The following is a 23712-nucleotide window of genomic DNA, read 5'->3' as shown; positions in this document are numbered from 1 at the left end:
TTTCTGGTCTTGCCGTATGAAAGGTAAGCAACTGAAGCATTTAGCAGAAATAAGAGTTGCGCTACCCCGCTAAATCAGTAATATATGCCGCCGTTGCCGGGACACAATGCAAAGTGTCTGGCAAGCCTGAAGATGGGTCGTTAGCTCAGTTGGTAGAGCAGTTGACTTTTAATCAATTGGTCGCAGGTTCGAATCCTGCACGACCCACCATCTTCTCTCAGTCGCGCATCAGTGCGACGCGCGAAGAAGAGTTCAGGATTGCTTCACAACCTAAGATGGGTCGTTAGCTCAGTTGGTAGAGCAGTTGACTTTTAATCAATTGGTCGCAGGTTCGAATCCTGCACGACCCACCATCTTACTTCAGCCGCCTGGCGTGCTGAACGGTTGTAAGCCCCCAGCGGGTCGTTAGCTCAGTTGGTAGAGCAGTTGACTTTTAATCAATTGGTCGCAGGTTCGAATCCTGCACGACCCACCAATTAAGAAAGAAGCGCCCTCAGGGCGCTTTTTTCGTTTCCAGGGCATGGACTTTACGGCGCGGGACGCTTTCCTTCTCTGACCGCGCTACTGGCGCGGGCTGCTTCTGCATGATGAGGAGAGCAGGCCTGTATCCACCGTTACGCCTTTTTCTTCGCTTTCGCCACTGCCAGGCTCTCCCAGATATGCATCACCGCATAGCTGCGCCAGGGACGCCAGGATTGCGAGCGTGCCTCTGCTTCCCTGGATGACATGCCGCCCAGGTTATTCCGGATGGCTATATCTTCTTTGGGAAAGGCATCCGGCCAGCGCAGGGCACGCATCGCGATGTAGTGGGCGGTCCAGGGACCGATGCCAGGCAGGCTGATCAGCTTTTTGATCACCTCGTCAGGCGGCTGAGCGGCACTGAGGCGCAGATCCCCGCTGGCGCAGGCTTCAGCGAAAGCGATGATGGCGCGTGAGCGCGCGGCGCTGACAATACCCATCGGCGCAACCTCGTCGACCGTCAGGCCAGCGATACGTGCCGGCGGCGCAGCGTAGCGGGTCAGGTCGGCAAACGGCGTTTCACAGGGCTCGCCAAAGGCGGCGGCAAAGCGGCTGCTGACGGTGGTGGCGGCTTTGACCGTCACCTGCTGACCGATGATCGCGCGCACGCCCAGCTCGAAGGCGTCAAAGGCACCCGGAACACGCAGGCCCGGGTGGGCGATCAGGCTGGGCGCCAGCAGCGGATCCTGTGACAGACAGGCGGCGATTCGCTGCGGCTGAGCATCAAGATCGAACAGGTCACGCAGGCGGCGCAGCAGCAGAGGCAGAACCGGCGTCAGCGAGGTGGAGAGCGTCACCTGCAGCGCATTCTTCTGCGGCAGATGCGCGACACTGACCCAGCCCCGATAGCGGCCCATCGCCACCGTGCGTCGCCAGGTGCCATCCTCCACCGCTTCGACCTCTTTCATCAGGTGAGTCTGTAAAAACAAGAGCATGGCTGCCCAGTCGTAGGGCGGGCGATAGGCGAGCCGCAGCGTCACGCGGTCACCGGGCTGCGTGCGCCCGTCACCCGCCTCGTTCCGGCGCAGGGCGCCTGGCGTCATGCGATAGCGCGCCTGAAACACATCATTAAAGCGGCGCAGGCTGCCAAAACCGCTGGCGTAGGCGATCTCCGTAATCGGCAGTTGCGTCTCCGTCAGCAGCTGCTTTGCCAGCAGCATCCGTCGCGTCTGCCTCAGCTCAAGCGGTGAGACCCCCAGCTCCTGCTGCACGATACGCCGCAGCTGACGCAGGCTTAAACCGAACTCAGTGGCTATCGCCTCCAGCCCTTCGCGCTCCTCCAGCATTCCCTCTTCGATGCGCTGAATCAGCCGTTCCGCCACGCGGTGCGGCTGATCCACCGGCGCATTGCCCGGCGCCAGTTCAGGCCGGCAGCGCAGGCAGGGACGAAAGCGCGCTTTTTCGGCGGCTTCGGCGCTGCTGAAAAAGAGGCAGTTCTTCTGCATCGGCGCTTTGACCGGGCAGATCGGACGACAATAGATACCGGTTGAGGTCACCCCAACAAAAAATACGCCGTCAAAACGGGTATCACGGGAGGTCAGCGCCTGATAGGCAATGTCGGGATTAAGCATGGTATTTCTCCGGTAAATATGCGGAGCCTACACCGGTGATTCCCGGCAGACTGGCTGTTTTCGGACAACACATCAGTTTATCGCCATGACCGAAAACAGCCAGTCAGGCTGAGGAAAAGTGCGATAATGCGTGTCGAAACCGTGACGGGAGAATCACCATGTATTACTTCAAATTGACTGTTACCCCGGTGGGCGAACTGAAACTGGTGGCCAGCGAGCGCGGCCTGGCGGGTATTTTGTGGGAGAACGACGATCCTCATCGCACCCGTTTTTTACCGCAGACGCGTGATGACGACCATCCCATTCTGGTCGAAACGGCACGTCAGCTCGGCGAGTACTTTGCCGGTGCGCGACGCGGCTTTGAACTGCCGCTCGATTTTGCCGGCACTGACTTTCAGAAAAAAGTCTGGCAGGCACTGGTGGCGATCCCGTTTGGTGAAACGCGCAGCTACAGCCAGATTGCCCGCGAGATCGGGCACCCGCTGGCGGTGCGTGCGGTCGGCGCGGCCAACGGTCGTAATCCGCTTTCGATTGTCGCGCCGTGTCACCGGGTGATAGGGGCCAACGGCAAGCTGACCGGGTTTGCCGGCGGGCTGACGGTTAAAGCGTTTCTGCTGGCGCTGGAAACATCACAACCCCTGCCGCAGCCGGGCGAACAAGGCGCACAGGGTCGGGCTGGCGGTGCGGTCATGCAGGCCGATTAAAAAATCACACGACACAGTCGGGCTTTTCCGCTATCGTGTTTAGCATATAAAACACGACGGCGGATTCAACGCCATATTTCGCCTCTTCTGGCGATTTTCGTTAATTAGATAAAACGAGAGCTGTGTCATGAGTGTGATGTTCGATCCTGAAAGCACCGTTTACCCCTTTCCCCCCAAGCCCGCCCGCCTGAGTGACGACGAGAAGGCGTTTTATCGTGAGAAAATCAAAACCCTGCTGAAGGCGCGAAATGCCGTGATGGTCGCGCACTACTACACCGACCCGGAAATTCAGGCGCTGGCCGAAGAGACCGGCGGCTGTATCTCCGACTCGCTGGAGATGGCCCGTTTCGGCAGCAACCATCCGGCGACCACGCTGCTGGTGGCGGGTGTGCGCTTTATGGGGGAGACCGCCAAAATCCTCAGCCCTGAGAAAACCGTCCTGATGCCGACACTGCAGGCGGAGTGCTCGCTGGATCTGGGCTGTCCGATTGAAGAGTTCAACGCCTTCTGCGACGCCCATCCCGATCGCACCGTGGTGGTCTACGCCAACACCTCGGCGGCGGTAAAAGCGCGCGCTGACTGGGTTGTCACCTCCAGCATTGCGGTTGAGCTGATTGAGCACCTCGACAGCCTGGGCGAGAAAATTATCTGGGCACCGGATCGCCACCTCGGTCGCTACGTCACCCAGAAATCGGGCGCCGATGTGCTGTGCTGGCAGGGTGCCTGCATTGTCCATGATGAGTTCAAGACTCAGGCGCTGCAGCGCATGAAAGCGCTCTATCCCGACGCGGCGGTGCTGGTTCATCCCGAGTCGCCGCAGGCGATTGTGGATCTGGCCGACGCGGTGGGTTCGACCAGCCAGCTGATTCAGGCCGCCAAATCCCTGCCGCATCCGCAGATGATTGTGGCGACCGATCGCGGCATCTTCTACAAAATGCAGCAGGCGGTGCCGGATAAAGAGCTGCTGGAAGCGCCGACAGCCGGGGAGGGCGCAACCTGCCGCAGCTGCGCGCACTGTCCGTGGATGGCGATGAACGGTCTCAAAGCTATCGCAGACGCGCTGGAGACGGGCGGCGCGGAACATGAGATTCAGGTGGACGAGACGCTGCGAGAGGCGGCGTTACTGCCCCTGAATCGCATGCTATCCTTTGCAGCGGAACTTAAACTCAACGTGAAGGGAAACGCCTAGCCGTTTTCCTGACAGGTGCTCTGCATGGACTTTTTCAGCACGCATAATATTCTGGTTCACATTCCTCTGGGTGCAGGCGGCTACGATCTCTCATGGATTGAGGCTATCGGCACCCTGGCGGGCTTACTCTGTATCTGGTTTGCCAGCCTGGAAAAAATCATCAACTACCCCTTTGGCCTGATTAACGTCACGCTGTTTGCGGTGATCTTCTTTCAGATTCAGCTCTACGCCAGTCTGTTACTGCAGCTCTTCTTTTTTGCCGCCAATATTTACGGCTGGTACGCCTGGAGCCGGCAGACCAGCGATCATCAGGCGGCGCTGAAGATTCGCTGGCTGCCGCTGCCGAAAGCGATCGCCTGGGCGGTGAGCTGCGTCGTCGCGATTGCGCTGATGACGCTCTACATTGACCCGGTGTTTGCCATGCTGACCCGCGCGGCGGTGACGCTGATGAACGCGATTGGCCTGTCAGTGGCGATGCCGGCATTGCAGCCGGATGCCTTCCCGTTCTGGGACGCCTGCATGATGGTGCTGTCGATTGCGGCGATGATCCTGATGACGCGCAAGTATGTTGAGAACTGGCTGCTGTGGGTGATCATTAACGTCATCAGCGTGATGATTTTTGCCCGTCAGGGGGTTTATGCGATGTCGCTGGAGTATGTGATTCTGACGCTGATTGCGCTCAATGGCTCGCGCATGTGGATCCGCAGTGCCCGGGAGCAGGGGTCACGGGCACTGTCGGCGCAGCAGACAGGCCAGTAAGGGGCGGTCACAGGGCGCGGTAACCGGGTTACCGCGCCCTGTCGTTTAGTGAGCGTGCTCGTCGCCTCTGGCGTGAGTATGGTCGTGGGAATGGGAATGGCTGTGACCGTGGCCGGCCTCAGCCGCGCCGCTGAAGCTCAGCTCACACTCAGCACCGGCACAGGGCTGATACTCCATCTGCACGGTCGCATGGTCAATCTGATAGTGCTGACGCAGATAGTCATGAATGCGGTGCAGCAGCGCATCGTGGTCATAGGGCGGGATCACCTGCACATGCAGCGTCAGCAGCGGCTTTTCACCCACCTGCCACAGATGTACATGGTGAACATTGCGCACTTCAGCGATGTTCAGGGTGAGGTCCCGCATCAGCCGGTTCACATCCAGGGAGTGGGGTGCCCCTTCAAGTAACTCCTGCAGGCTCTCACGCAGCAGCGCCCAGGCACTGCGCAGCACCAGCAGTGACACCAGCAGCGACAGAATCGGATCGATTGGCGTCCAGCCGGTCAGCATAATGATTGCTGCTGCCACAATCGCCCCCACCGAACCGAGCAGGTCACCCATGACGTGCAGTGCCGCTGCCCGCACGTTGAGGTTCTTCTCTTCGCTGCCGTGGTGCAGAAGCCAGAATGAGAGCAGGTTGGCCAGCAGGCCGCCAATCGCGATGCCCAGCATCAGGCCGCCGGTCACCGGCTGCGGATCGCTGAAGCGACGCACTGCCTCCCAGACGATAAGCGCGGTAATACCCAGCAGGGCGATGGCATTGACAAAGGCCGCTACGGTGGTCAGGCGCAGCAGGCCAAAGGTATGACGCGCATTGGGTTTACGGCGCGAGAAGTGGACCGCCAGCAGCGCCATCAGCAGGGCGGCGGCATCGGTGAGCATATGTCCGGCATCTGCCAGCAGCGCCAGTGAACCTGAAAGCCAGCCGCCAATCACCTCGGCAACCATGAAGAGGACGGTCACGCCAAAGGCGGCCGCCAGACGCGTGCGATTACTATCCTGCCCGCTATGAGTGTGGGTATGTGCCATAAGATTCCAGTTTTTTCAGTAACCTGTTTGCTAATAATATCAGTAATTGCCACGTCTCAGACGTGTCCTGATGCTGTTTTGCCTGCTCTGCGAGTTGCTGACTCAGCTGTGCACCCTGCTCCAGCCCCACCAGCAACCAGCTGCCTTTCATCCGGTGTGCCGCGTCGGCAAACTGGTTCCAGTCCGCGCGTGCGCGCGCCTCACGCATCACGGCCAGATCCTGGGTCACCGTGCTGTGCAGCGTCTGACTCAGCCGGCTGAGAAATTTTTCATTCTGCTGTGCCAGCTGCCACAGGTTCTCATCCAGCGGTGCCAGCGGGTCGGGCTGCCACTCCGCCAGCAGTGCGCGGAGATCGGCCAGCTGCACCGGTTTAATCAGAACCCGCTCCTGCGCCTCAGCCGGTCGTGACAGCAGCTGGGCGTCTGCGGAGCAGAGCACCCGCATCGCCTGCCGTCCCCGCTGCCGGTCACGGCGTCGCAGCAGTCGCAGCAGCAGCGTGCCGTCAGGACGCGGCATCATCTGGTCGATAAACAGCAGGTCAAAAGGCTGCTGCGCATCGGCCTTGAGCAGCGCACGTCCCTCTTCGAAGATGTCGGCCTGAATGGCAAAGCGCGCCAGCTGCTGCTGCATCACCAGCAGATTGGCGGGATGGTCATCGACAATCGCCACCCGCAGATGGGGAAAGCCGGGCAGGCCAGACTCATCGGTGCTGCTGACCGGCTCCGCGATCTGCAGAGGCAGGGTCACCGTTACCTGCGTTCCCTGGCCGGGCTGCGAGGTGAGCCGGATATCGCCCCCCATCCGCAGCACCATCTCGCGGCAGATAAACAGGCCCAGACCGCTGCCCTGTACCGACACGGTTTTGCCCGACGGCGCCTGATACCAGGGATCAAACAACTTCGGCTGCTCCTCAGGCGGAATACCGCTGCCGCTGTCAGTGACCGTCAGCACCAGCTGCTGCTCTGCCGCCAGGGTGAGGCGGATGGTGCCGTGACGGGTAAATTTCAGCGCATTGGTCATCAGGTTATTGACCACCTGCTGCAGGCGATCGGCATCGATCATCACCGTGTCAGGCAGCGGCGTCTGTGCCGCGACGATCAGACGCGGGCCGTCCGTCCGCATTAACGGATGATAAAAATGCTGCTGCTGTTCGAGCCACTGCGCCAGCGCCAGCGGGCGGGGCGCCAGGGTAAAACTGTTGCTCTCGATACGTGCGTGATCCTGCAGGTCATTCAGCAGGGTCAGCAGGGAGTGTGCGCTGCTGTGCAGCAGGGTCAGGTTCTGGCTGTTGTGCTGCTGCTTCTCCAGCTCCAGCAGGCCGAGGATCGCCTGCATTGGCGTACGCAGCTCATGGCTGACGGTAGCCAGAAACTGGCTCTTCAGGGCGTTGGCCCGCTCCGCCTGTTCGCGCTGCTGACGCTCGCGGCGCTGCTGCCAGTAACGGCGCGCCAGCAGCAGAAGCAGCAGTACAATGGCGGCCCCGGCTACCGCCAGCACCATCATCGGCAGCGTTCGCATCACCATCACGCTGCCGGGCTGCGGCGGTGTTGACCAGCTGTCGCGCATTTTGCCCTGAGTATCCGCCGGGATCTGCTGCAGCGCCCGATCCAGCAGGCTGCGCAGCAGGGGCTGATCGGGCGCGACACCCAGCGCGATCGGCCAGGCGATGTCGCTGGCGGCAAAGGCGAGGTGGATACGCGCGTCATCACGGCTGGCGATGCGCCAGCGGGCGGAGAGCACATTATCGACCAGCGCATCAATCTGCCCCTTTGCCAGCGCATCATAGAGGCTGTTGCGGTCGGCAAATGGCACCGGATGCAGATCCTCCGGCAGCAGGCGCAACGCCAGGTCATCCTGCAATACGCCGATCCGCCTGCCGCGCAGATCCTGCCAGTGCGACAGCGGGGCAGAGTGAATGCTGTAGATCCCCCACAGCGCCCGCCACACCGGCAGTGAGGTGCTCTGCATCGCATCGGCATTAAGAGGCTGCATCAGTTGCAGCATCGCCTGCTGCTGCTGAATCAGCGCACTGGCCTGATGGGGATTGCTGACCCACACGGGTTCAAACTGCAGGCCCGTGCTCTGGGCGACCGCTTTCAGTAAATCCACGCCATAGCCTCTGGCGGTGCCGCTGGCGTCGCGATAGCTCCAGGGATAGTTGTCGGGCTCGGCGGTGTAGGTAATGCGAGGGTGGTCGGCAATCCACGCGCGTTCAGCGGGGCTGAGCATCAGGGTCTGCGTATCCTGATAGCGCGGCAGCGTGCTGCTCCAGCGCGCCTGCAGGCTGTTCATCAGTTCCGCTGGTAACTGACGCAGGCTCTGATTTATCCACTCAATCAGCGCGGGATCGCGGGAGAGCGCACGCAGGTTAAGCTGTCCCGCCTCAATATGTGAGGCGATCTGATAAATCTGCCCCTGCTGCAGCTGACTCAGCAGAAAACCGGCGCTGGTCTCGTCCGCCACCACATAGTCGTTCTGCTGATTGAGCAGGGTATAGAGCGCCTGCAGATCGCTGCTGTAGCGTCGCCAGTGGTGACGGGCCGCCAGGGCGGGTGGCAGCTGCGCCAGGGTGCTGTCGCTGATCGCAAGCTGCGCATTCTGGCTGTTGAACATCACGGCACGCTGGTTCTGCTGATTGCGATAGACCCGCAGCGGACTGCTGAACCAGCTTTCACTGCTCAGCGTGCCCTGAGGCAGCGGGGTGTTCCACATGCCCAGCGCAAAATCGATCTCTCCGCGGTTCAGGGCCTGCATCAGTTGCGGCGCGTCGCTGTAGAGGCGCAGGGTAAACTGCGCCCCGGTCAGCTGTCGCAGCGCAGCAAGATAGTCGGCATTGATGCCATACAGATCGTTGCCGATCCGCATCGTCCAGGGCGCGTGGTTCTCTTCCAGCAGTCCGACGCGCAGGCTCTTTCCCTGCATGGTTTCAGCATGCGTGACCGGCAGCATCATCGGCAGATTCAGGCTGCTGACCGGGCGCACCTCAGCCAGCGCGCTGCTGCACAGCCACAGCAGAATCAGCAGCGCATATCTCACTGCTGCGCCTTCCAGAGGTCAGCCAGTTCAACCACAGAGCGGGCACCGGTTTTTTCCAGAATGTTCTTTTTATGGGTGCTGACCGTTTTGTTGCTGATGTGCAGCTGGGCGGCGATCTGCAGGTTAGAGAGGCCGCTGGCGAGCAGCGCCAGAATCTGACGCTCTTTGTGCGTCAGCGGCAGCTCAGGCTCCTCTTCGGTTTCCGGAAACGCGGTCTGTCCGCCGAGCACGGCCAGAATGGCGCTGAGCAGCTGCGTCATGCGCTGGCTTTTCACCACATAACCGGACGCCCCTAATGCCTGAGCGCGCCGGATATAGTGACGGGTCTGCTGGGCCGAATAGATCAGCACCGGACAGTCGGGACGATGGATTTTCAGGCGGCGCAGGATCTCCAGCCCGTCGCTCTCCGGCAGCCCGATATCAAGCACGATAATGTCCAGCGGCTGCTGAAGAAAAGGACGGGCGGCGTGTTCACTGCTGGCAGAGAGGAGCTGAACCGGAATGGGCGACTGGCTGAGCGCGGCTTCAAGTGCCACTTCGACCAGCGGATGATCGTCAATCAAGAGCAAAACGGCCATGAACGGTTTCCCTGTAAATTTCACAGGATGAGCATAGCGGAAGAGTGGGGCAGAGGGGAGAAAAACCCGGAGAACGGATGCTCTCCGGGTCAGACAGAATTACTGGGTCGTGCCGTCGGTTTTAGTATTAACGTCACCGCCGCCCACTTTCGTTTCAACTTTTTTGTTGATGTTCGGACATTTGCCATCTTTACACTGGCTGTTCTGGTCAATTTCGTTAGCAGACATATTTCCGCTGCTGGTGGTGCTGCCAGAAGTGGCCGGATTAGTATTGGTGCCGGTGTTATTAATTTTGCTGTTATCGACATTATTCGGTGGCAGGTTCTCTTTTGCGCCGGGTGCGACCGCACCTGCACTGGCTGCCTGGTTAGCTGTGCCGTTGTTGCTGCCTTCCGCCAGCGCCGCGCCACTGCCTAATGTCATTGCTGCTGTCAAAAAGAGTAAGGCAAACTTTTTCATCATTATACTCCCATTAATAAATGAAGACGTTTTAAGCCCAGAGGTGAAATTGGGGATAAAAAAGTCCCGGACGAAATAAAATTCGCCAGTTGGCTTAAACAGGGTGATTTAATCATGTAAGCGGGACGTTCCTCAGTGCTTACCATTAAAAAGTCTAGTCGCTAACCTGATTAATGCAAATATGACCCGCACATTTAACCCGCAGCGGGAATTTACACCCCTGGCGCTTCGGGCTACATTGGGCAGGTTGTGTCCGGCGGGCGCCGGGCCAGAAATAATATGGAATCAGTATGAATTACCAGAACGATGACTTACGCATCAAAGAGATTAAAGAGCTGTTACCCCCGGTTGCGCTGCTCGAAAAATTCCCGGCGACCGATCGTGCTGCACAGACCGTTTCCCAGGCGCGTCAGGCGATTCATCAGATCCTGCAGGGCAAAGACGACCGCCTGCTGGTGGTGATTGGTCCCTGCTCAATCCACGATCCTGAGGCCGCCAAAGAGTATGCCGGCCGTCTGCTGGCGCTGCGGGATGAGCTGAAAGGCGAACTGGAAGTGGTCATGCGGGTCTATTTTGAAAAGCCGCGCACTACCGTGGGCTGGAAAGGGCTGATCAACGACCCCTACATGGATAACAGCTTCCAGCTCAATGATGGTCTGCGTCTGGCGCGTAAACTGCTGCTGGAGATCAATGACAGCGGTTTACCGGCGGCGGGCGAGTTTCTGGATATGATCACCCCGCAGTATGTGGCGGATTTGATGAGCTGGGGCGCGATTGGCGCACGCACCACCGAATCCCAGGTGCACCGTGAGCTGGCCTCCGGTCTCTCCTGTCCGGTCGGTTTCAAAAACGGCACCGATGGCACCATCAAGGTGGCCATCGATGCCATCAACGCTGCCGGTTCGCCGCACTGCTTCCTGTCAGTGACCAAATATGGCCACTCCGCGATTGTCGAAACCAGCGGCAATGGCGACTGTCACATTATTCTGCGCGGCGGCAAAGAGCCGAACTACAGTGCGAAGCATGTGGCTGAGGTCAAAGAGGGTCTGGCAAAAGCGGGTCTGCCACAGCAGGTTATGATCGATTTCAGCCATGCCAACAGCAGCAAGCAGTTCGAGCGTCAGATGGTCGTGGCGGACGATGTCGCGCAGCAGATCATCAACGGTGAACAGGCGATTGTCGGCGTGATGATCGAGAGTCATCTGGTAGAGGGCAATCAGAGCCTGGAGAGCGGTGAGCCGCTGGTCTATGGCAAGAGTGTCACTGATGCCTGCATCGGCTGGGATGATACCGACAAGGTGCTCCGTCAGCTGGCGGCAGCGGTTAAACAGCGCCGCGGTTGAGTGCTGGCGATCTGGCGTGACAACTGGCCGGATCTGTCTGAATGCGCAGTGGAGAGTGGCCATGTTCCCTGCAGATTGGGCTGATTTATTGCTGCCATACTCAGACGGCTTTGACGATGTGATTCGTCCGGGACGAACGGACATTCAGGCTTTTACTCTGACAGTTAAAGATGACACACAGCATTGCCGGACGCAGCCCAATAAAAAAGGCCAGACTTCTGTCTGGCCTTTTTGCCTCTCAGCGAAAAATTACTTCGCTTTACCCTGATTCGCAACGGCTGCGGCTTTCGCGGCAATCTCGTCCTGGTCACCCAGGTAGTAGCGTTTCAGCGGTTTGAAGTTTTCATCGAACTCATACACCAGCGGCACGCCGGTTGGGATGTTCAGTTCGAGGATCTCATCTTCGCTCAGGTTATCCAGATATTTAACCAGTGCGCGCAGTGAGTTGCCGTGTGCGGCAATGATCACTTTCTCACCGCTTTTGATGCGCGGCAGAATGGTGTCGTTCCAGTAAGGGATCACGCGGTCGATGGTCAGAGCCAGGCTTTCAGTGGTTGGCAGCTGCTCCGGGGTCAGTTTCGCGTAACGGGGGTCATGGCCAGGGAAGCGCTCATCAGCACGATCCAGCTCAGGTGGGGTAACGGCAAAGCCGCGACGCCACTGCTTAACCTGCTCATCGCCATATTTGGCCGCAGTTTCCGCTTTATCCAGGCCCTGCAGCGCACCGTAGTGACGCTCGTTCAGACGCCAGGTTTTCTCGACCGGCAGCCAGGCCTGATCCAGCTCATCCAGCACATTCCACAGCGTGTGAATCGCGCGCTTCAGTACAGAGGTGTAAGCGAAATCGAAAACAAAGCCCTCTTTTTTCAGCAGCTGACCCGCTGATTTGGCTTCGCCACGACCTTTCTCAGAAAGGTCAACATCATACCAACCGGTAAAGCGGTTTTCGTTGTTCCACTGGCTTTCGCCGTGTCGCACCAGAACCAGCTTAGTTACAGCCATAGCTTAACTCCTTAATACTGTGATGTTTCTGTGAGATTGGAAACCTGCTGCTGCCCGCCTGACACGCGAGCGGATTGCGCCATACCATAGCGGAAAAGCGGGCAGCGCGTAAGCCTGTGTGTGACGCACTGCGCGTTTTTCAGCCAGAAGATCAGCGTGGCGTGAAGCGATAGCGCGTCACCGATTCCCAGCGATCTCCCGGTTGCAGCCAGCAATCGGGCTGAGGCCACTCAGCATGATTGGGCGAATCCGGTAAAAATTCACTCTCCAGCGCAATGCCCTGAAATGCAGTATAGCTCTCCTGCTCGCGGGCACGGGTCCCGGCCAGATAGTTGGCAGAGTAGAACTGCAGGGCCGGAGCGGAGGTGGTGACGCTGAGCTGCAGTCTGCCATCTTCTGACCAGAGTTCTGCGGCAGGCTGGCTGTCGTCGCCTGCGCTGTTGAGCAGAAACGCGTGGTCATACCCCTTCACCGCCCGCTGGTCGTCCTCTGTCAGGAAATCCTGCGCGACCGTTTTCGCCTGCCGGAAATCAAAGCTGGTGCCGGCCACGGCTTTCAGCGGCGCATTGGGAATCCCTTCGCTGTCGACCGGCAGATAGTGATCTGCGTGCAGTTGTAAGCGATGCTGGCGGGCGTCGCCATGATGCGCATCAAGGTTAAAGTAAGCGTGGTTAGTCAGGTTGACCGGACAGGGCTGGTCGCAGCGTGCTTCATAGCGGATGCTCAGGCAGTTCTGATCGTCCAGATGATAGTGCAGGTCGGCAATCAGGTTACCGGGATAGCCCTGATCGCCATCCGGCGAATCCAGGCGGTAGTGCACGTCGCTGTCTGACTGGCTGACAATCTGCCAGCGACGTTTATCAAACCCTTCCGGACCGCCATGCAGCTGATGCGCGCCCTGGTTCGGCACCAGTTGACGGTTGAGTGTGGTCAGTTTTGCACCGGCGATGCGGTTAGCGTAACGGCCCACCGTGGCACCGAGATAAGCATCCTGGTGCAGATAGTCAGAGGGGGTGGCGCAGCCAAGCAGCGCTTCACGCACCGTGCCATCCTGCATCGGCACGCGGGCGGAGAGCCAGGTTGCGCCCCAGTCCATAAAGGTCGCCAGCATGCCGTTGGCATTGCGCAGCACCGTGATGCGCCACGGCTGACCGTCGGGCGCGTGAGAGTTGACGTCATTCAGCATTGACCGGCTCCTTCAGAGGCTTTGCAGACGTAGAAGGTCTCTTTGATGCCGGTCTGCGCTTCATACTGCTCCGCAACGGCGGCTTTCACCTGATCCACCCGATCCAGCGGCATCAGCGCAACGATACAGCCGCCGAAGCCGCCGCCGGTCATGCGAACACCCCCGTGCTCACCGATTTGCGCTTTTACGATCTCCACCAGCGTGTCGATCGGCGGCACGGTGATCTCAAAATCGTCACGCATGGAGGCGTGCGACTCGGCCATCAGCTGACCCATACGGGAGAGGTCGCCCCGGCTCAGCGCATCGGCGGCTTCGAGCGTGCGGGCATTCTCGGTCAGAACGTGACGCACCCGCTTAGCCACCTGCGGGTCCAGCTTCGCCTCTGCCGCTTCAAACTCCGCCAGCTCAACATCACGCAGCGCTTTTTTGTTGAAGAAGCGCGCGCCCGCTTCACACTGCTCGCGACGGGTATTGTATTCGCTGCCGACCAGGGTGCGGCGGAAGTTGGAGTTGATGATCACCACGGCGATATCTGCCGGCATCGACACCGGACGGGTGCCCAGCGTGCGGCAGTCGAGCAGCATGGCGTGATCTTTCTGGCCCAGCGCGGAGATCAGCTGGTCCATGATGCCGCAGTTGCAGCCAACGAACTGGTTTTCTGCTTCCTGACCGTTAACCGCAATCGCCGCGCCATCCAGCGGCAGGTTATAGAGCTGCTGCACCACGGTGCCGACCGCCACTTCCAGCGAGGCAGAGGAGCTGAGACCCGCGCCCTGCGGAACGTTGCCGCTGATCACCATGTCGATGCCACCGAAATCGGCATGACGCCGTTGCAGATGTTTCACTACGCCGCGCACATAGTTCGCCCACATCGGCTCCTGCACGCTGACGATCTCTTCATCGAGCGAAAAGGTGTCCTGGGCATTCTCATAATCCGCCGCGACCACACGAATCTGGCGATCGTCACGACGGGCGCAGGCGATCACCGTCTGGTAGTCAATGGCGCAGGGCAGCACAAAGCCGTCGTTATAATCGGTGTGCTCACCAATCAGGTTGACGCGACCCGGTGCCTGAATGGTATGGGTGGCGGCGTAACCGAAGGTATCTGAGAAAAGCTGCTGCGTGATGGTTTTTAAGCTCATTGTTGTGCCTCACGGAAGTGAACGTCGCTGACAGAACGCAGACGTTCCGCCGCCTGTTCCGCCGTTAAATCGCGTTGGGTTTCGGCCAGCATTTCATAGCCGACCATAAATTTGCGTACCGTTGCTGAACGCAGCAGCGGCGGATAGAAGTGGGCATGCAGCTGCCAGTGGTCGTTGGCTTCGCCGTTAAACGGTGCGCCATGCCAGCCCATAGAGTAGGGGAAGGAGCACTGGAACAGGTTGTCGTAGCGGCTGGTCAGCTGTTTCAGCGCCAGCGCCAGATCGGTGCGCTGTGCTGCACTGAGATCGGTCAGACGTCTGACGTGCGCCTTCGGCAGCAGCAGGGTTTCAAACGGCCAGGCGGCCCACCAGGGCACCACGGCCAGCCAGTGTTCGGTTTCCACGACGGTGCGGCTGCCATCCTGCTGTTCACGTGCCAGGTAATCGACCAGCATCGGTGAACCCTTTGTCGCGAAGTAGTCGCGCTGGTGGTCATCTTCACGCTGCGCTTCATTCGGCAGGAAGCTGTTGGCCCAGACCTGACCATGCGGATGCGGGTTGGAGCAGCCCATCGCCGCGCCCTTGTTCTCAAACACCTGCACCCAGGGATAGTGCTGACCCAGCTCAGCGGTCTGCTCCTGCCAGGTGCGCACCACCTCTTCCAGCGCGCTCAGCGACATCTCCGGCAGGGTTTTGCTGTGATCGGGCGAAAAGCAGATAACCCGGCTGGTGCCGCGTGCGCTCTCACAGCGCATCAGCAGATCGTCACTCTCAGGCGCGTCGGGGGTGTCGGTCATCAGCGCGGCAAAGTCATTGGTAAAGACGTAAGTGCCGGTATAGTCCGGGTTTTTGTCGCCGGTGATGCGGGTGTTTCCGGCACAGAGGAAGCAGTCCGGATCATGGGACGGCAGCGTGTTAACCGCCGGGGTCTCCTGCGCGCCCTGCCACGGCCGTTTGGCCCGATGAGGAGAGACTAAAATCCATTGATCAATCAGTGGATTGTAACGGCGATGCGGATGATCGACCGGGTTGAATTTGTCCATGTGAGGTCCTGGTAAGCGTCAAAAGCCAAAGAGGCATCGGTAAAAATTAGCACATCAGCGCGCCCGAAAGCGTGATCAAGTCTGGATAAATGGTATCGTTTACACAAGCTGAAAATTCTTATTTGGTGGCATTGCGTGCGGTGCAGGAGGGTGAAAGGTGAGAAGGAATGGTAACGCTTACACAGTAGGGCTGTAAAACGCCGCTGTCGCGGCGTCAGGGCTGAGGAGAGAACGTTAGCGCAGCGTCTCCTGCTGATAGCGGTAGCCATCGTCCTGAGGAACAAAACTCAGGCGATGCGTGATGCAGGCCGGCGCATCTTCGGCGTGATGCGAAACAAACAGCAGCTGGGTACGTCCTTCGCCAATCAGGACATCGACAAAGCGCCGCACCAGCTGACGGTTAATCGGATCGAGTCCCTGCAGAGGCTCATCCAGAATCAGCAGCGTCGGGTGTTTAACCAGTGCGCGTGCGATCAGCACCAGCCGCTGCTGTCCCCACGACAGGGAGTGGAAGGGGGCATCAGCCAGACGGTTGTCCATGCCGAGCAGAGCCAGCCACTGCTGGGCCAGCGCTTTCTGCCGGTCAGACGCCGCCTGATAGAGACCAATAGAGTCGAAGAAACCCGACAGGATCACCGTGCGCACATTGGTGCTGACGCGATAATCCAGGTGCAGGCTGCTGCTGACATAGCCGATATGCTGCCGGATGTCCCAGAGGGTTTCACCACTGCCACGGCGACGGCCAAACAGGGTCAGGTCATTGCTGTAGCCCTGAGGATGATCGCCGGTCACCATACTGAGCAGGGTCGATTTACCGGCACCGTTCGGGCCGGTGATCTGCCAGTGTTCGCCTGGGTTGACCTGCCAGTTCAGCCCGCTGATGATGGGCCGATCGTGGTAAGAGACGGTGCCGTTGCGCAGGATGACGCGCGGCGCATCATCGGCCAGGGCGGGCAGGGCATCCGGCACATCCGCCTCCGGCAGCGCCATACCCAGCAGCTGTTCGCTGTGCGCCAGCTGCGCCACCAGCGCTTCCGTCAGAATCGTCTGGCGCGCGCCGCTGTGGGTCAGGTTACACTCCGCCAGCACGCCTACCTGCCCGATAAAATCGGGAATATCATCAAAGCGATTGAGCACCAGCACCAGGGTGAAGTCGGGCTGCTGCAGGCTGCGCAGGGTGTCGGTCAGGCTGGCGCGCGACGCCACATCCAGCCCGTCAAACGGCTCATCCAGAATCAGCAGGTCAGGCTGGCTCATCAGCGCCTGGCAGAGCAGCGTCTTGCGGGTTTCACCGGTAGAAAGATATTTAAAGCGACGTGAGAGTAGGGATTCAATGCCAAACTGGCGGGCAAGCTGTTCGCACCGTCCGGGGTGCTGCCCCTCCATCTGGATGACATCGGCCACCGTGAGCCCGGTATCCTCTTCGCCTTCGCTGAGCATATCGGTGTTGTTGCGTTCCCACTCCTGTGCCACCAGAGACTGCAACTGCTCCAGCGACAGCCTGACCGGTCGTCTGAACGTGCTGCTGACCGAACCGGAGAGCGGCGGCAGCTCCCCGGAGAGCGCGCGCGCCAGAGAGGATTTGCCGCTGCCGTTGGCGCCGACAAACGCCCAGCTCTCGCCGCGTTGCAGTTCCACCTGATTCAGGCGCAGTAACCGGGTATCGCTAAGACGAAACGTGCCTTGCGAAATATGCAATGAAGCCATAATCTGTTCCGTTTTTTGCATCGTGTTACTGCGTTGTAACCTCTGCCGGTAGTGATGTCAAATTCCCCGCTACAGCAGGGTGGCGACGATGGCGTTCTCCGCATTAAAGCTGGCGGTCACTGCGTCGCCCGGCTGCAGCTTCAGCTGCTGCAGCCGCTCGCGGGTCAGAGTGGCGCACAGGGTTTCGCCGCTGGCGATCTGCAGCAGAACTTCACTTTTCCCGTCGCCCGGCTCAATGGCGCTGACGGTGGCCGCCAGCTGGTTGTCATCCCCGGTGGCATCCCGGCTGATATGAATCCAGGGGGCTTTGATCAGCACCAGCACCTCTTTACCCGCCGCCAGCTGAAGACGGTCGGCGCTGCGCTGCGTCAGCGCCACGTTAAGCTGCGTGACTCCATCGGCCAGCTGAATCAGCAGATGCTGCACCACCTGCTGCGCGTCATTGCTCATCACGGTGCCAAACAGCTGGTTTCGGGCGCTGGTCTGCAGGGAGAAGCGGGCGATCGCCGCCAGCATGCTGTCGAGTGGCAGGGCATCCTGCTGCAGGGCATCAAAGGCCTTCTGCTGGATCTGCTCCATCAGCTGAAACAGCTGGATCAGGCGTTCACCGTAGCGGGTCAGCGTCGCGCCGCCGCCGCCTTTGCCACCGGTGGCCCGCGCCACCAGCGTCTCATCCGCCAGCTGGTTCATCTCGTTAATCGCATCCCAGGCGCTTTTATAACTGATGCCCGCCAGTTTTGCCCCCTGACTGATTGAGCCGGTTTCCCGGACCCGTTTCAGCAGCTCGATACGACGGGGATCGGCAAACAGTTTCTGTTGTAAACGGATGTGAAGGGACAGTTCGGCTTCCATGACAGCTCCGGCAAAGGGTTAACGCGTGTGGAGGCCGATGATAGCGGCGTTTCGTGACCAAAGTAAAAGCACGAAAAGGGCTGCGCAAAATTTTCCTGACCCGTTACAATCACTTTTTTATTCTCAGAGTGAGACTCCCGATGCTGGAATTACTGAAAAGCCTCGCCGTAGCCGTCCTGATGGTGCCTGTGGTGATGGCGCTGATGCTGGGTATCATTTATGGCCTGGGTGAAGTGTTTAACGTCATCTCAAAATTTGGTCATCGCGAAAAATCCTCCGCCCGTTCGCACAACTGATTTCTGTCCCGCCCGCCTCTCTGCGCGGGCGCGGTCATTTTTATCCCGCCCCCCTTCATCCTTCTCTCTCTGCTGCCGATAATTTATCGGGATGCCGTGATAATGCGTTATATTATCCGCTACACAACGAATAGCCGGAGAAGATCATGTCACACCATTACACTCGCTGGGGCGTCGCGGCGCTGGTCACTTTTTCACTGGCCGGTCAGGCGGTTGCCGCCGATAATATTACCGTGTTTGCGGCGGCCTCACTGACCAATGCCCTGCAGGATATTGCCAGCCGTTATCAGCAGGAGAAGGGCGTGAACGTCGTCGCTTCGTTTGCCTCCTCTTCCACGCTGGCGCGCCAGATTGAACAGGGGGCCCCTGCCGATCTCTTTATCTCTGCCGACCAGCAGTGGATGGACGATGCGGTCGCTAAAAACAGCATGATGAAGAGCAGCCGTTATACGCTGCTGGGCAACGATCTGGTGTTAATCGCCCCGCGCAGCGACGCGGCAAAAGCGGTTACGCTGGACAAGCAGACGGACTGGAAAAGCCTGCTGCACGGTGAACGTCTGGCGGTCGGCGACCCGGATCATGTGCCGGCGGGACTCTACGCCAAAGAGGCGCTGCAGAACCTGGGAGCCTGGCCGCAGGTCGCGCCGGTATTAGCCCCGGCTAACAACGTGCGGGCGGCGCTGGCGCTGGTCGAGCGCAACGAAACGCCCTATGGCATAGTGTATGGCTCCGACGCCGTGGCCAGCGAAAAAGTGCAGGTCGTGGGGCATTTCCCGGCCAGCAGCCACAAACCGGTGGAATATCCCATGGCGATCGTTAACGATCACAACCGCGCCGCTGTTAAGGCGTTTTATGACTACCTGAAAGGGCCGGAAGCGGCGGCTATCTTCAGACACTACGGATTCACACCGACGAAATGATACTCAGCGATCCCGAATGGCAGGCGGTACTGCTCAGCCTCAAAGTCTCTGGCATTGCCGTGCTCGGCAGCCTGCCGTTTGGCATCCTGATGGCCTGGATTCAGGTGCGCTGCCGTTTTCCCGGCAAAGCGCTGCTCGACAGCCTGATCCATCTGCCGCTGGTGCTGCCGCCGTTGGTGGTGGGGTATCTGCTGCTGATTACCCTGGGCCGGCGCGGCATCATCGGTGAAAAGCTCTATGAGTGGTTCGGTTTCAGCTTCGCCTTCAGCTGGCGGGGGGCCGCACTGGCCTCCGCGGTGATCGCTTTTCCGCTGATGGTGCGCGCCATCCGGCTGGCGCTGGAGGCGGTCGACAGCCGGCTGGAGCAGGCGGCGCGCACCCTGGGGGCCGGACGCTGGCGGGTTTTCTTCACCATCACGCTGCCGCTGACCCTGCCAGGCGTGATCGTCGGGACGGTGCTTGCCTTTGCCCGCTCGCTGGGTGAGTTTGGCGCGACCATCACCTTTGTCTCCAATATACCGGGCGAGACCCGCACCCTGCCGCTGGCGATGTTTACCCTGATCGAGACGCCGGGTGCAGAAGGGGCGGCGGCGCGCCTCTGCGTGATCGCCATTGTACTGGCGCTGGCGTCGCTGCTGGCGTCGGAATGGCTGGCCCGTGCCGGTCGTAAGCGGATGGGAAGCTGATGCTGTCACTCAATTTTATGCAGCAGCAGGGCGATCATCACTTAGAGGTCGACCTGCAGATCCCGGCCAGCGGGATCACGGCCATCTTCGGCGTCTCCGGGGCCGGTAAAACCTCGCTGATCAACGCGATCAGCGGCCTGACTCAGCCCCAGCGAGGACGGATAGCGCTGAATGACCGGCTGCTGTTCGATGCGGATCAGGGGATATCGCTGCCGCCGGAAAAGCGGCGTATCGGCTATGTCTTTCAGGATGCCCGGCTCTTTCCCCACTACCGGGTGCGCGGCAACCTGCAATATGGCATGGCGCCCGCGATGAAAGCGCAGTTCGACACCCTGGTGTCACTGCTGGGGCTGGAGGCGCTGCTGCCACGCTTTCCGCTGTCGCTGTCGGGCGGCGAGAAGCAGCGGGTCGCCATTGGCCGTGCGCTGCTGACCGCACCGGATATGCTGCTGCTGGATGAGCCGCTGGCGTCACTGGATCTGCCGCGCAAACGCGAACTGATGCCTTATCTGCAAAAGCTGGCGAAGCAGGTCGATATTCCGATGCTCTACGTTTCGCACAGCCTGGAGGAGATCCTGCAGCTGGCCGATAACGTGCTGGTGCTGGATGCGGGGCGGGTTAAAGCCTTTGGACCGCTGGAGCGGGTCTGGAGCAGCAGCGCGATGCGTCCCTGGCTGCCGATGAGTGAACTGACCAGCGTGCTGCGGGTGCAGGTGCTGGAGCAGCATCCCGACTACCCGATGACCGCGCTGTCGCTGGGCGATCAGCATATCTGGGTCAGCCGGGTGAATCAGCCGGTGAAGACCCCGCTGCGCATTCGCATCGCCTCGGCCGACGTTTCGCTGGCGCTGCAGCCACCCCAGCACAGCTCCATCCGCAACATTCTGCCCGCGCAGGTGGTGGAGCTGGTGGAGGTCGGCGACCAGGTTGAGGTGAAGCTGCGCATCGGCATCAGCGAACTCTGGGCCCGCATCACGCCGTGGGCGCGGGATGAGCTGGGCATCCGGCCCGATCAATGGCTCTATGCCCAGATTAAAAGCGTCTCGGTGACGCCCTGATTACAACACGTACTGATGGAGGGTATCGGCAATGGCGGTTTCAAGGTTGGTGCCGATCACCTTCTTCGCCCGTGCTTTAATCGCCTCGTCGGCGTTGCCCATCGCCACCCCCAGTCCGGCCGTTTCCAGCATGCTGAGATCGTTGTAGTTGTCACCGAAGGCGATCACATCCGACATGCTCAGGCCCTGTGATTCAACCCACTGCGCCAGTCGTTTGCCTTTGCTGTTGCCGCCGCGGGCGATATCCACCTGATCGTGCCACGACCATTCGCAGGCCAGCCCCAGCTCCGTTTCCACCTGGCTGGCGAACTGCTGCAGTTCCGGAATGTGGGTATGCGACAGCGCAAACTTCCAGATCGAACCGGCGTCGCGCGCCGCCTGAGCGAGGTCAGGCACCTGACGAAACAGCGGGCGCTGGTGGGCAGGGAGTGATTCGGCCCACTTCAGGGTGCGCGTCACGTGTCCGGTTGCGGTCTGATAGAGCATCGCATCATCCACATAGAGCAGGCCGTGAATCCGCTGCGCGTTCAGCCGGTCGATCACCTCAAGGGCGAGTTGCGGATCGAGCGGGTCGGACGCCAGCACCTTTTTCGCCTGGTAATCGTACAGATAGGTGCCATTACAGCAGATCGCAGGTGTCTCCAGCTGTAACGCCTGATAAAAAGGATGGATGGCGCAGTGATGGCGTCCGGTCACGATAACGACGTGAATACCCGCCTGGCGTGCCTGGTTCAGCGCCTCGATGGACTGGGGCAGAATCGTTTTGGCGGGGGTCAGCAGTGTGCCGTCGAGGTCGAGGGCAATTACACGGTAGCTCATTAATCCTTCCATTCATCCGGGTTTGCGAGGGCTAAAGTCTACACCTGACCGCGGCCCGGAGACAAAAAACAGGGCACAAATGATTCCAGCGTCCGGCAATAAAACGCGCTACAGTGATTGACAGTTCATGATCAGGCAGCAAAAAAGGAGAATGCATGAAACAAGTTGTCTACACCGCCAGTCCCGAGAGCCAGCAGATCCACGTCTGGCAGATGAATGATGAGGGTGGGCTGACGTTGCTTCAGGTGACCGATGTCGCCGGCCAGGTTCAGCCGATGGTGGTGAGTCCGAAGCGCGATTTTCTCTATGTCGGCGTTCGTCCCAATTTTCGCGTGCTGGCATTCCGTATTGCCGCAGACGGCACGCTGACGGAAGCGGGCCAGGCGCCGCTGCCCGGCAGTCCGACCCACATCTCCACCGATCATCAGGGGAAATTCCTCTTCTGTGGCTCCTACAACGATGCCTGCGTCAGCGTCAGCCCGATTGGTGAGGATGGGATTCCGCAGGCGCCGCTGCAGGTGATTAACGGACTGGAGGGCTGTCACTCCGCCAACATCGACAATGACAATAAGACGCTCTACGTGCCGGCCCTGAAGCAGGATCGCATCTGTCTGTTTGCGCTGGGCGCAGACGGTCAGCTGACGCCGCGTGAGCAGGCGCAGGTGACGACGGTCGAGGGTGCCGGTCCGCGTCACATGCAGTTCCATCCGGGCGGGCAGTACGCCTACTGCGTGAACGAACTCGACAGCACGGTTGAGGTCTGGGCGTTAAATCAGGGCGGGGGAGAAGCCGAGAGCGTGCAGACGCTGGACATGATGCCGCCGGACTTCAGCGGCACGCGCTGGGCAGCCGATATTCACCTGACGCCGGATGGTCGTTTCCTCTATGCCTGCGATCGCACCAGCAGCACGCTGGCGATCTTCAGCGTCAGCGAACTGGGTGATGAGCTGACGCTGGAAGGGTTCCAGCCGACCGAAACGCAGCCGCGCGGCTTTAATATTGACCACAGCGGACGCTATCTGGTGGCGGCGGGGCAGAAGTCGCATCACATTGAAGTCTATGCCATTAATGAACCGAAAGGGCTGTTACAGCCGCTGGGGCGTTATGCCGTGGGCCAGGGTCCGATGTGGGTCGTGATCCATCCGCTGCAGGCGTAACCTATCCTGAAAACGCCTCTCCTGAGCAGGAGAGGCATTCAGAGGGCTGAATAATGCAAATCCGGGTGCCTCTGACCGCGATGAATCCGCTCAGCATGCAGGGGACACGGTCAGAAGAGGAAAGCGTCCCCTGTTACTGATAGTTCGCGGTCAGCGAGGCGCTCGCCAGAGCGTGGAAATGCACATTAAAGCCGACCATCGCGCCACTGGCGCCTTCATCCACTTCAATCGTCTCCACATCCAGCGCATGCACGGTGAAAATGTAGCGATGGGTTTCGCCCTGCGGCGGTGCTGCGCCACCGTAACCCGCCTGACCGAAATCGGTTCGGGTCTGCACGGCGCCTGCAGGCAGCTCCGCTTTACCGGAACCGGCACCCTGTGGCAGGGAGGTGGTGCTGGCCGGGATATTCGCCACGACCCAGTGCCACCAGCCGGACCCGGTCGGGGCATCCGGATCGTAGCAGGTCACCACAAAACTTTTGGTGCCCGCCGGTGCCGCTTCCCAGGCCAGATGCGGAGAGATATTCTCGCCGTGATAACCCATGCCGTTGAAAACATGCTTCTCAGGCATCTTCTCGCCGTCATTAAAATCCTGACTAAAAACGCGCATCACATCTCCTTAACTGTCGATGAATAGCCTTTCATCATAACCAAAA

The 23712-nt window shown here is 59.9% G+C and carries 22 protein-coding genes and 3 tRNA genes; 12 read left to right on the top strand and 13 right to left on the bottom strand.

Annotation, left to right across the window (positions count from 1 at the left end; genetic code table 11):
• Positions 1–134: 134 nt before the first annotated feature.
• From F3I47_RS05210 to F3I47_RS05200, 3 genes are all read left to right on the top strand, one after another.
• A tRNA-Lys gene (locus F3I47_RS05210) sits at positions 135–210 on the top strand.
• A 67-nt stretch (positions 211–277) separates the two neighbouring features.
• Positions 278–353: transfer RNA gene (locus F3I47_RS05205), tRNA-Lys, on the top strand.
• 46 nt (positions 354–399) lie between these two features.
• A tRNA-Lys gene (locus F3I47_RS05200) sits at positions 400–475 on the top strand.
• 139 nt (positions 476–614) lie between these two features.
• Here the strand turns inward: F3I47_RS05200 and F3I47_RS05195 are convergent.
• Positions 615–2090, bottom strand: a complete 1476-nt coding sequence (locus tag F3I47_RS05195; RefSeq protein ID WP_150029424.1) for an AlkA N-terminal domain-containing protein — start codon at positions 2088–2090, stop codon at positions 615–617.
• A 158-nt stretch (positions 2091–2248) separates the two neighbouring features.
• Here F3I47_RS05195 and F3I47_RS05190 point away from each other — a divergent pair, with 158 nt between their 5' ends.
• The 3 genes from F3I47_RS05190 (at position 2249) to pnuC (ending at position 4742) form a co-directional block, all read left to right on the top strand.
• The gene (locus F3I47_RS05190; RefSeq protein WP_140028230.1) at positions 2249–2794 is read left to right on the top strand and encodes a methylated-DNA--[protein]-cysteine S-methyltransferase; all 546 of its coding nucleotides are present in this window, start codon (positions 2249–2251) and stop codon (positions 2792–2794) included.
• A 127-nt stretch (positions 2795–2921) separates the two neighbouring features.
• Positions 2922–3983 (top strand): quinolinate synthase NadA, encoded by a 1062-nt coding sequence (nadA, locus tag F3I47_RS05185; protein WP_009091379.1) that lies wholly within the window; start codon positions 2922–2924, stop codon positions 3981–3983.
• A 24-nt stretch (positions 3984–4007) separates the two neighbouring features.
• Positions 4008–4742, top strand: a complete 735-nt coding sequence (gene pnuC / locus F3I47_RS05180) for a nicotinamide riboside transporter PnuC (protein ID WP_058958453.1) — start codon at positions 4008–4010, stop codon at positions 4740–4742.
• Positions 4743–4787: 45 nt separating this feature from the next.
• Here pnuC and zitB read toward each other — a convergent pair whose 3' ends face one another.
• The 4 genes from zitB to F3I47_RS05160 form a co-directional block, all read right to left on the bottom strand.
• A complete protein-coding gene (gene zitB / locus F3I47_RS05175; protein WP_111207724.1) occupies positions 4788–5771 on the bottom strand; it encodes a CDF family zinc transporter ZitB in 984 nt (327 codons plus the stop codon).
• Positions 5749–8823, bottom strand: coding sequence for an ATP-binding protein (locus tag F3I47_RS05170; protein ID WP_150041071.1), 3075 nt, complete (start codon positions 8821–8823; stop codon positions 5749–5751). The genes zitB and F3I47_RS05170 overlap by 23 nt, the downstream gene beginning before the upstream one ends.
• Positions 8805–9386 carry a response regulator transcription factor gene (locus F3I47_RS05165; RefSeq protein WP_009091372.1) on the bottom strand — a complete coding sequence of 194 codons (582 nt, stop codon included), beginning with the start codon at positions 9384–9386 and terminating at the stop codon, positions 8805–8807. Before F3I47_RS05165 ends, F3I47_RS05170 begins: the two co-directional genes overlap by 19 nt.
• A gap of 99 nt (positions 9387–9485) precedes the next feature.
• Positions 9486–9848, bottom strand: coding sequence for a YbgS-like family protein (locus F3I47_RS05160; protein ID WP_033736370.1), 363 nt, complete (start codon positions 9846–9848; stop codon positions 9486–9488).
• A gap of 287 nt (positions 9849–10135) precedes the next feature.
• Between F3I47_RS05160 and aroG the strand changes: the two genes are divergently transcribed.
• On the top strand, positions 10136–11188 hold the full coding sequence (gene aroG / locus F3I47_RS05155; RefSeq protein ID WP_150029426.1) for a 3-deoxy-7-phosphoheptulonate synthase AroG: 1053 nt from the start codon (positions 10136–10138) through the stop codon (positions 11186–11188).
• 249 nt (positions 11189–11437) lie between these two features.
• Here aroG and gpmA read toward each other — a convergent pair whose 3' ends face one another.
• The 6 genes from gpmA to modE all read right to left on the bottom strand — a co-directional run bounded on the left by gpmA (position 11438) and on the right by modE (position 18120).
• The gene (gene gpmA / locus F3I47_RS05150) at positions 11438–12190 is read right to left on the bottom strand and encodes a 2,3-diphosphoglycerate-dependent phosphoglycerate mutase (RefSeq protein ID WP_009091367.1); all 753 of its coding nucleotides are present in this window, start codon (positions 12188–12190) and stop codon (positions 11438–11440) included.
• A gap of 151 nt (positions 12191–12341) precedes the next feature.
• Positions 12342–13376 carry a galactose-1-epimerase gene (gene galM / locus F3I47_RS05145; protein ID WP_150029427.1) on the bottom strand — a complete coding sequence of 345 codons (1035 nt, stop codon included), beginning with the start codon at positions 13374–13376 and terminating at the stop codon, positions 12342–12344.
• Entirely contained in the window at positions 13370–14518 is a 1149-nt protein-coding gene (gene galK, locus F3I47_RS05140; protein ID WP_058958449.1) for a galactokinase, read from the bottom strand. Before galK ends, galM begins: the two co-directional genes overlap by 7 nt.
• A complete protein-coding gene (gene galT / locus F3I47_RS05135; protein WP_150029428.1) occupies positions 14515–15561 on the bottom strand; it encodes a galactose-1-phosphate uridylyltransferase in 1047 nt (348 codons plus the stop codon). Before galT ends, galK begins: the two co-directional genes overlap by 4 nt.
• Before the next feature lie 234 nt (positions 15562–15795).
• The gene (gene modF, locus F3I47_RS05130) at positions 15796–17268 is read right to left on the bottom strand and encodes a molybdate ABC transporter ATP-binding protein ModF (protein ID WP_009091360.1); all 1473 of its coding nucleotides are present in this window, start codon (positions 17266–17268) and stop codon (positions 15796–15798) included.
• Between the two features lie 69 nt (positions 17269–17337).
• Positions 17338–18120: a molybdenum-dependent transcriptional regulator gene (modE, locus tag F3I47_RS05125; RefSeq protein WP_009091358.1), complete on the bottom strand. Its 783-nt coding sequence runs from the start codon at positions 18118–18120 to the stop codon at positions 17338–17340.
• 140 nt (positions 18121–18260) lie between these two features.
• Between modE and F3I47_RS05120 the strand changes: the two genes are divergently transcribed.
• The 4 genes from F3I47_RS05120 to modC all read left to right on the top strand — a co-directional run bounded on the left by F3I47_RS05120 (position 18261) and on the right by modC (position 21080).
• Positions 18261–18416, top strand: coding sequence for an AcrZ family multidrug efflux pump-associated protein (locus F3I47_RS05120; RefSeq protein ID WP_009091356.1), 156 nt, complete (start codon positions 18261–18263; stop codon positions 18414–18416).
• 146 nt (positions 18417–18562) lie between these two features.
• Positions 18563–19336, top strand: a complete 774-nt coding sequence (gene modA, locus F3I47_RS05115) for a molybdate ABC transporter substrate-binding protein (RefSeq protein WP_150029429.1) — start codon at positions 18563–18565, stop codon at positions 19334–19336.
• Positions 19333–20022, top strand: a complete 690-nt coding sequence (gene modB, locus F3I47_RS05110) for a molybdate ABC transporter permease subunit (protein ID WP_150029430.1) — start codon at positions 19333–19335, stop codon at positions 20020–20022. The genes modA and modB overlap by 4 nt, the downstream gene beginning before the upstream one ends.
• Positions 20022–21080, top strand: a complete 1059-nt coding sequence (gene modC, locus F3I47_RS05105) for a molybdenum ABC transporter ATP-binding protein ModC (protein ID WP_009091349.1) — start codon at positions 20022–20024, stop codon at positions 21078–21080. The genes modB and modC overlap by 1 nt, the downstream gene beginning before the upstream one ends.
• On the opposite strand, the gene F3I47_RS05100 is transcribed toward modC, so the two are convergent.
• Positions 21081–21899 (bottom strand): pyridoxal phosphatase, encoded by an 819-nt coding sequence (locus tag F3I47_RS05100; protein WP_111207718.1) that lies wholly within the window; start codon positions 21897–21899, stop codon positions 21081–21083.
• A gap of 155 nt (positions 21900–22054) precedes the next feature.
• On the opposite strand from F3I47_RS05100, the gene pgl reads away from it, so the two are divergent.
• Positions 22055–23056 carry a 6-phosphogluconolactonase gene (pgl, locus tag F3I47_RS05095; RefSeq protein WP_150029431.1) on the top strand — a complete coding sequence of 334 codons (1002 nt, stop codon included), beginning with the start codon at positions 22055–22057 and terminating at the stop codon, positions 23054–23056.
• A gap of 133 nt (positions 23057–23189) precedes the next feature.
• On the opposite strand, the gene F3I47_RS05090 is transcribed toward pgl, so the two are convergent.
• Positions 23190–23666, bottom strand: coding sequence for a kinase inhibitor (locus F3I47_RS05090; RefSeq protein ID WP_009091345.1), 477 nt, complete (start codon positions 23664–23666; stop codon positions 23190–23192).
• Positions 23667–23712 lie beyond the last annotated feature (46 nt).

This window comes from Pantoea sp. M_10 (assembly GCF_008631515.1).
In the GTDB taxonomy this organism is placed as follows: Bacteria; Pseudomonadota; Gammaproteobacteria; order Enterobacterales; family Enterobacteriaceae; genus Pantoea; species Pantoea anthophila.
Note: the sequence above shows the minus strand (reverse complement) of the source record. Positions and strands in the feature narration are given on the sequence as shown.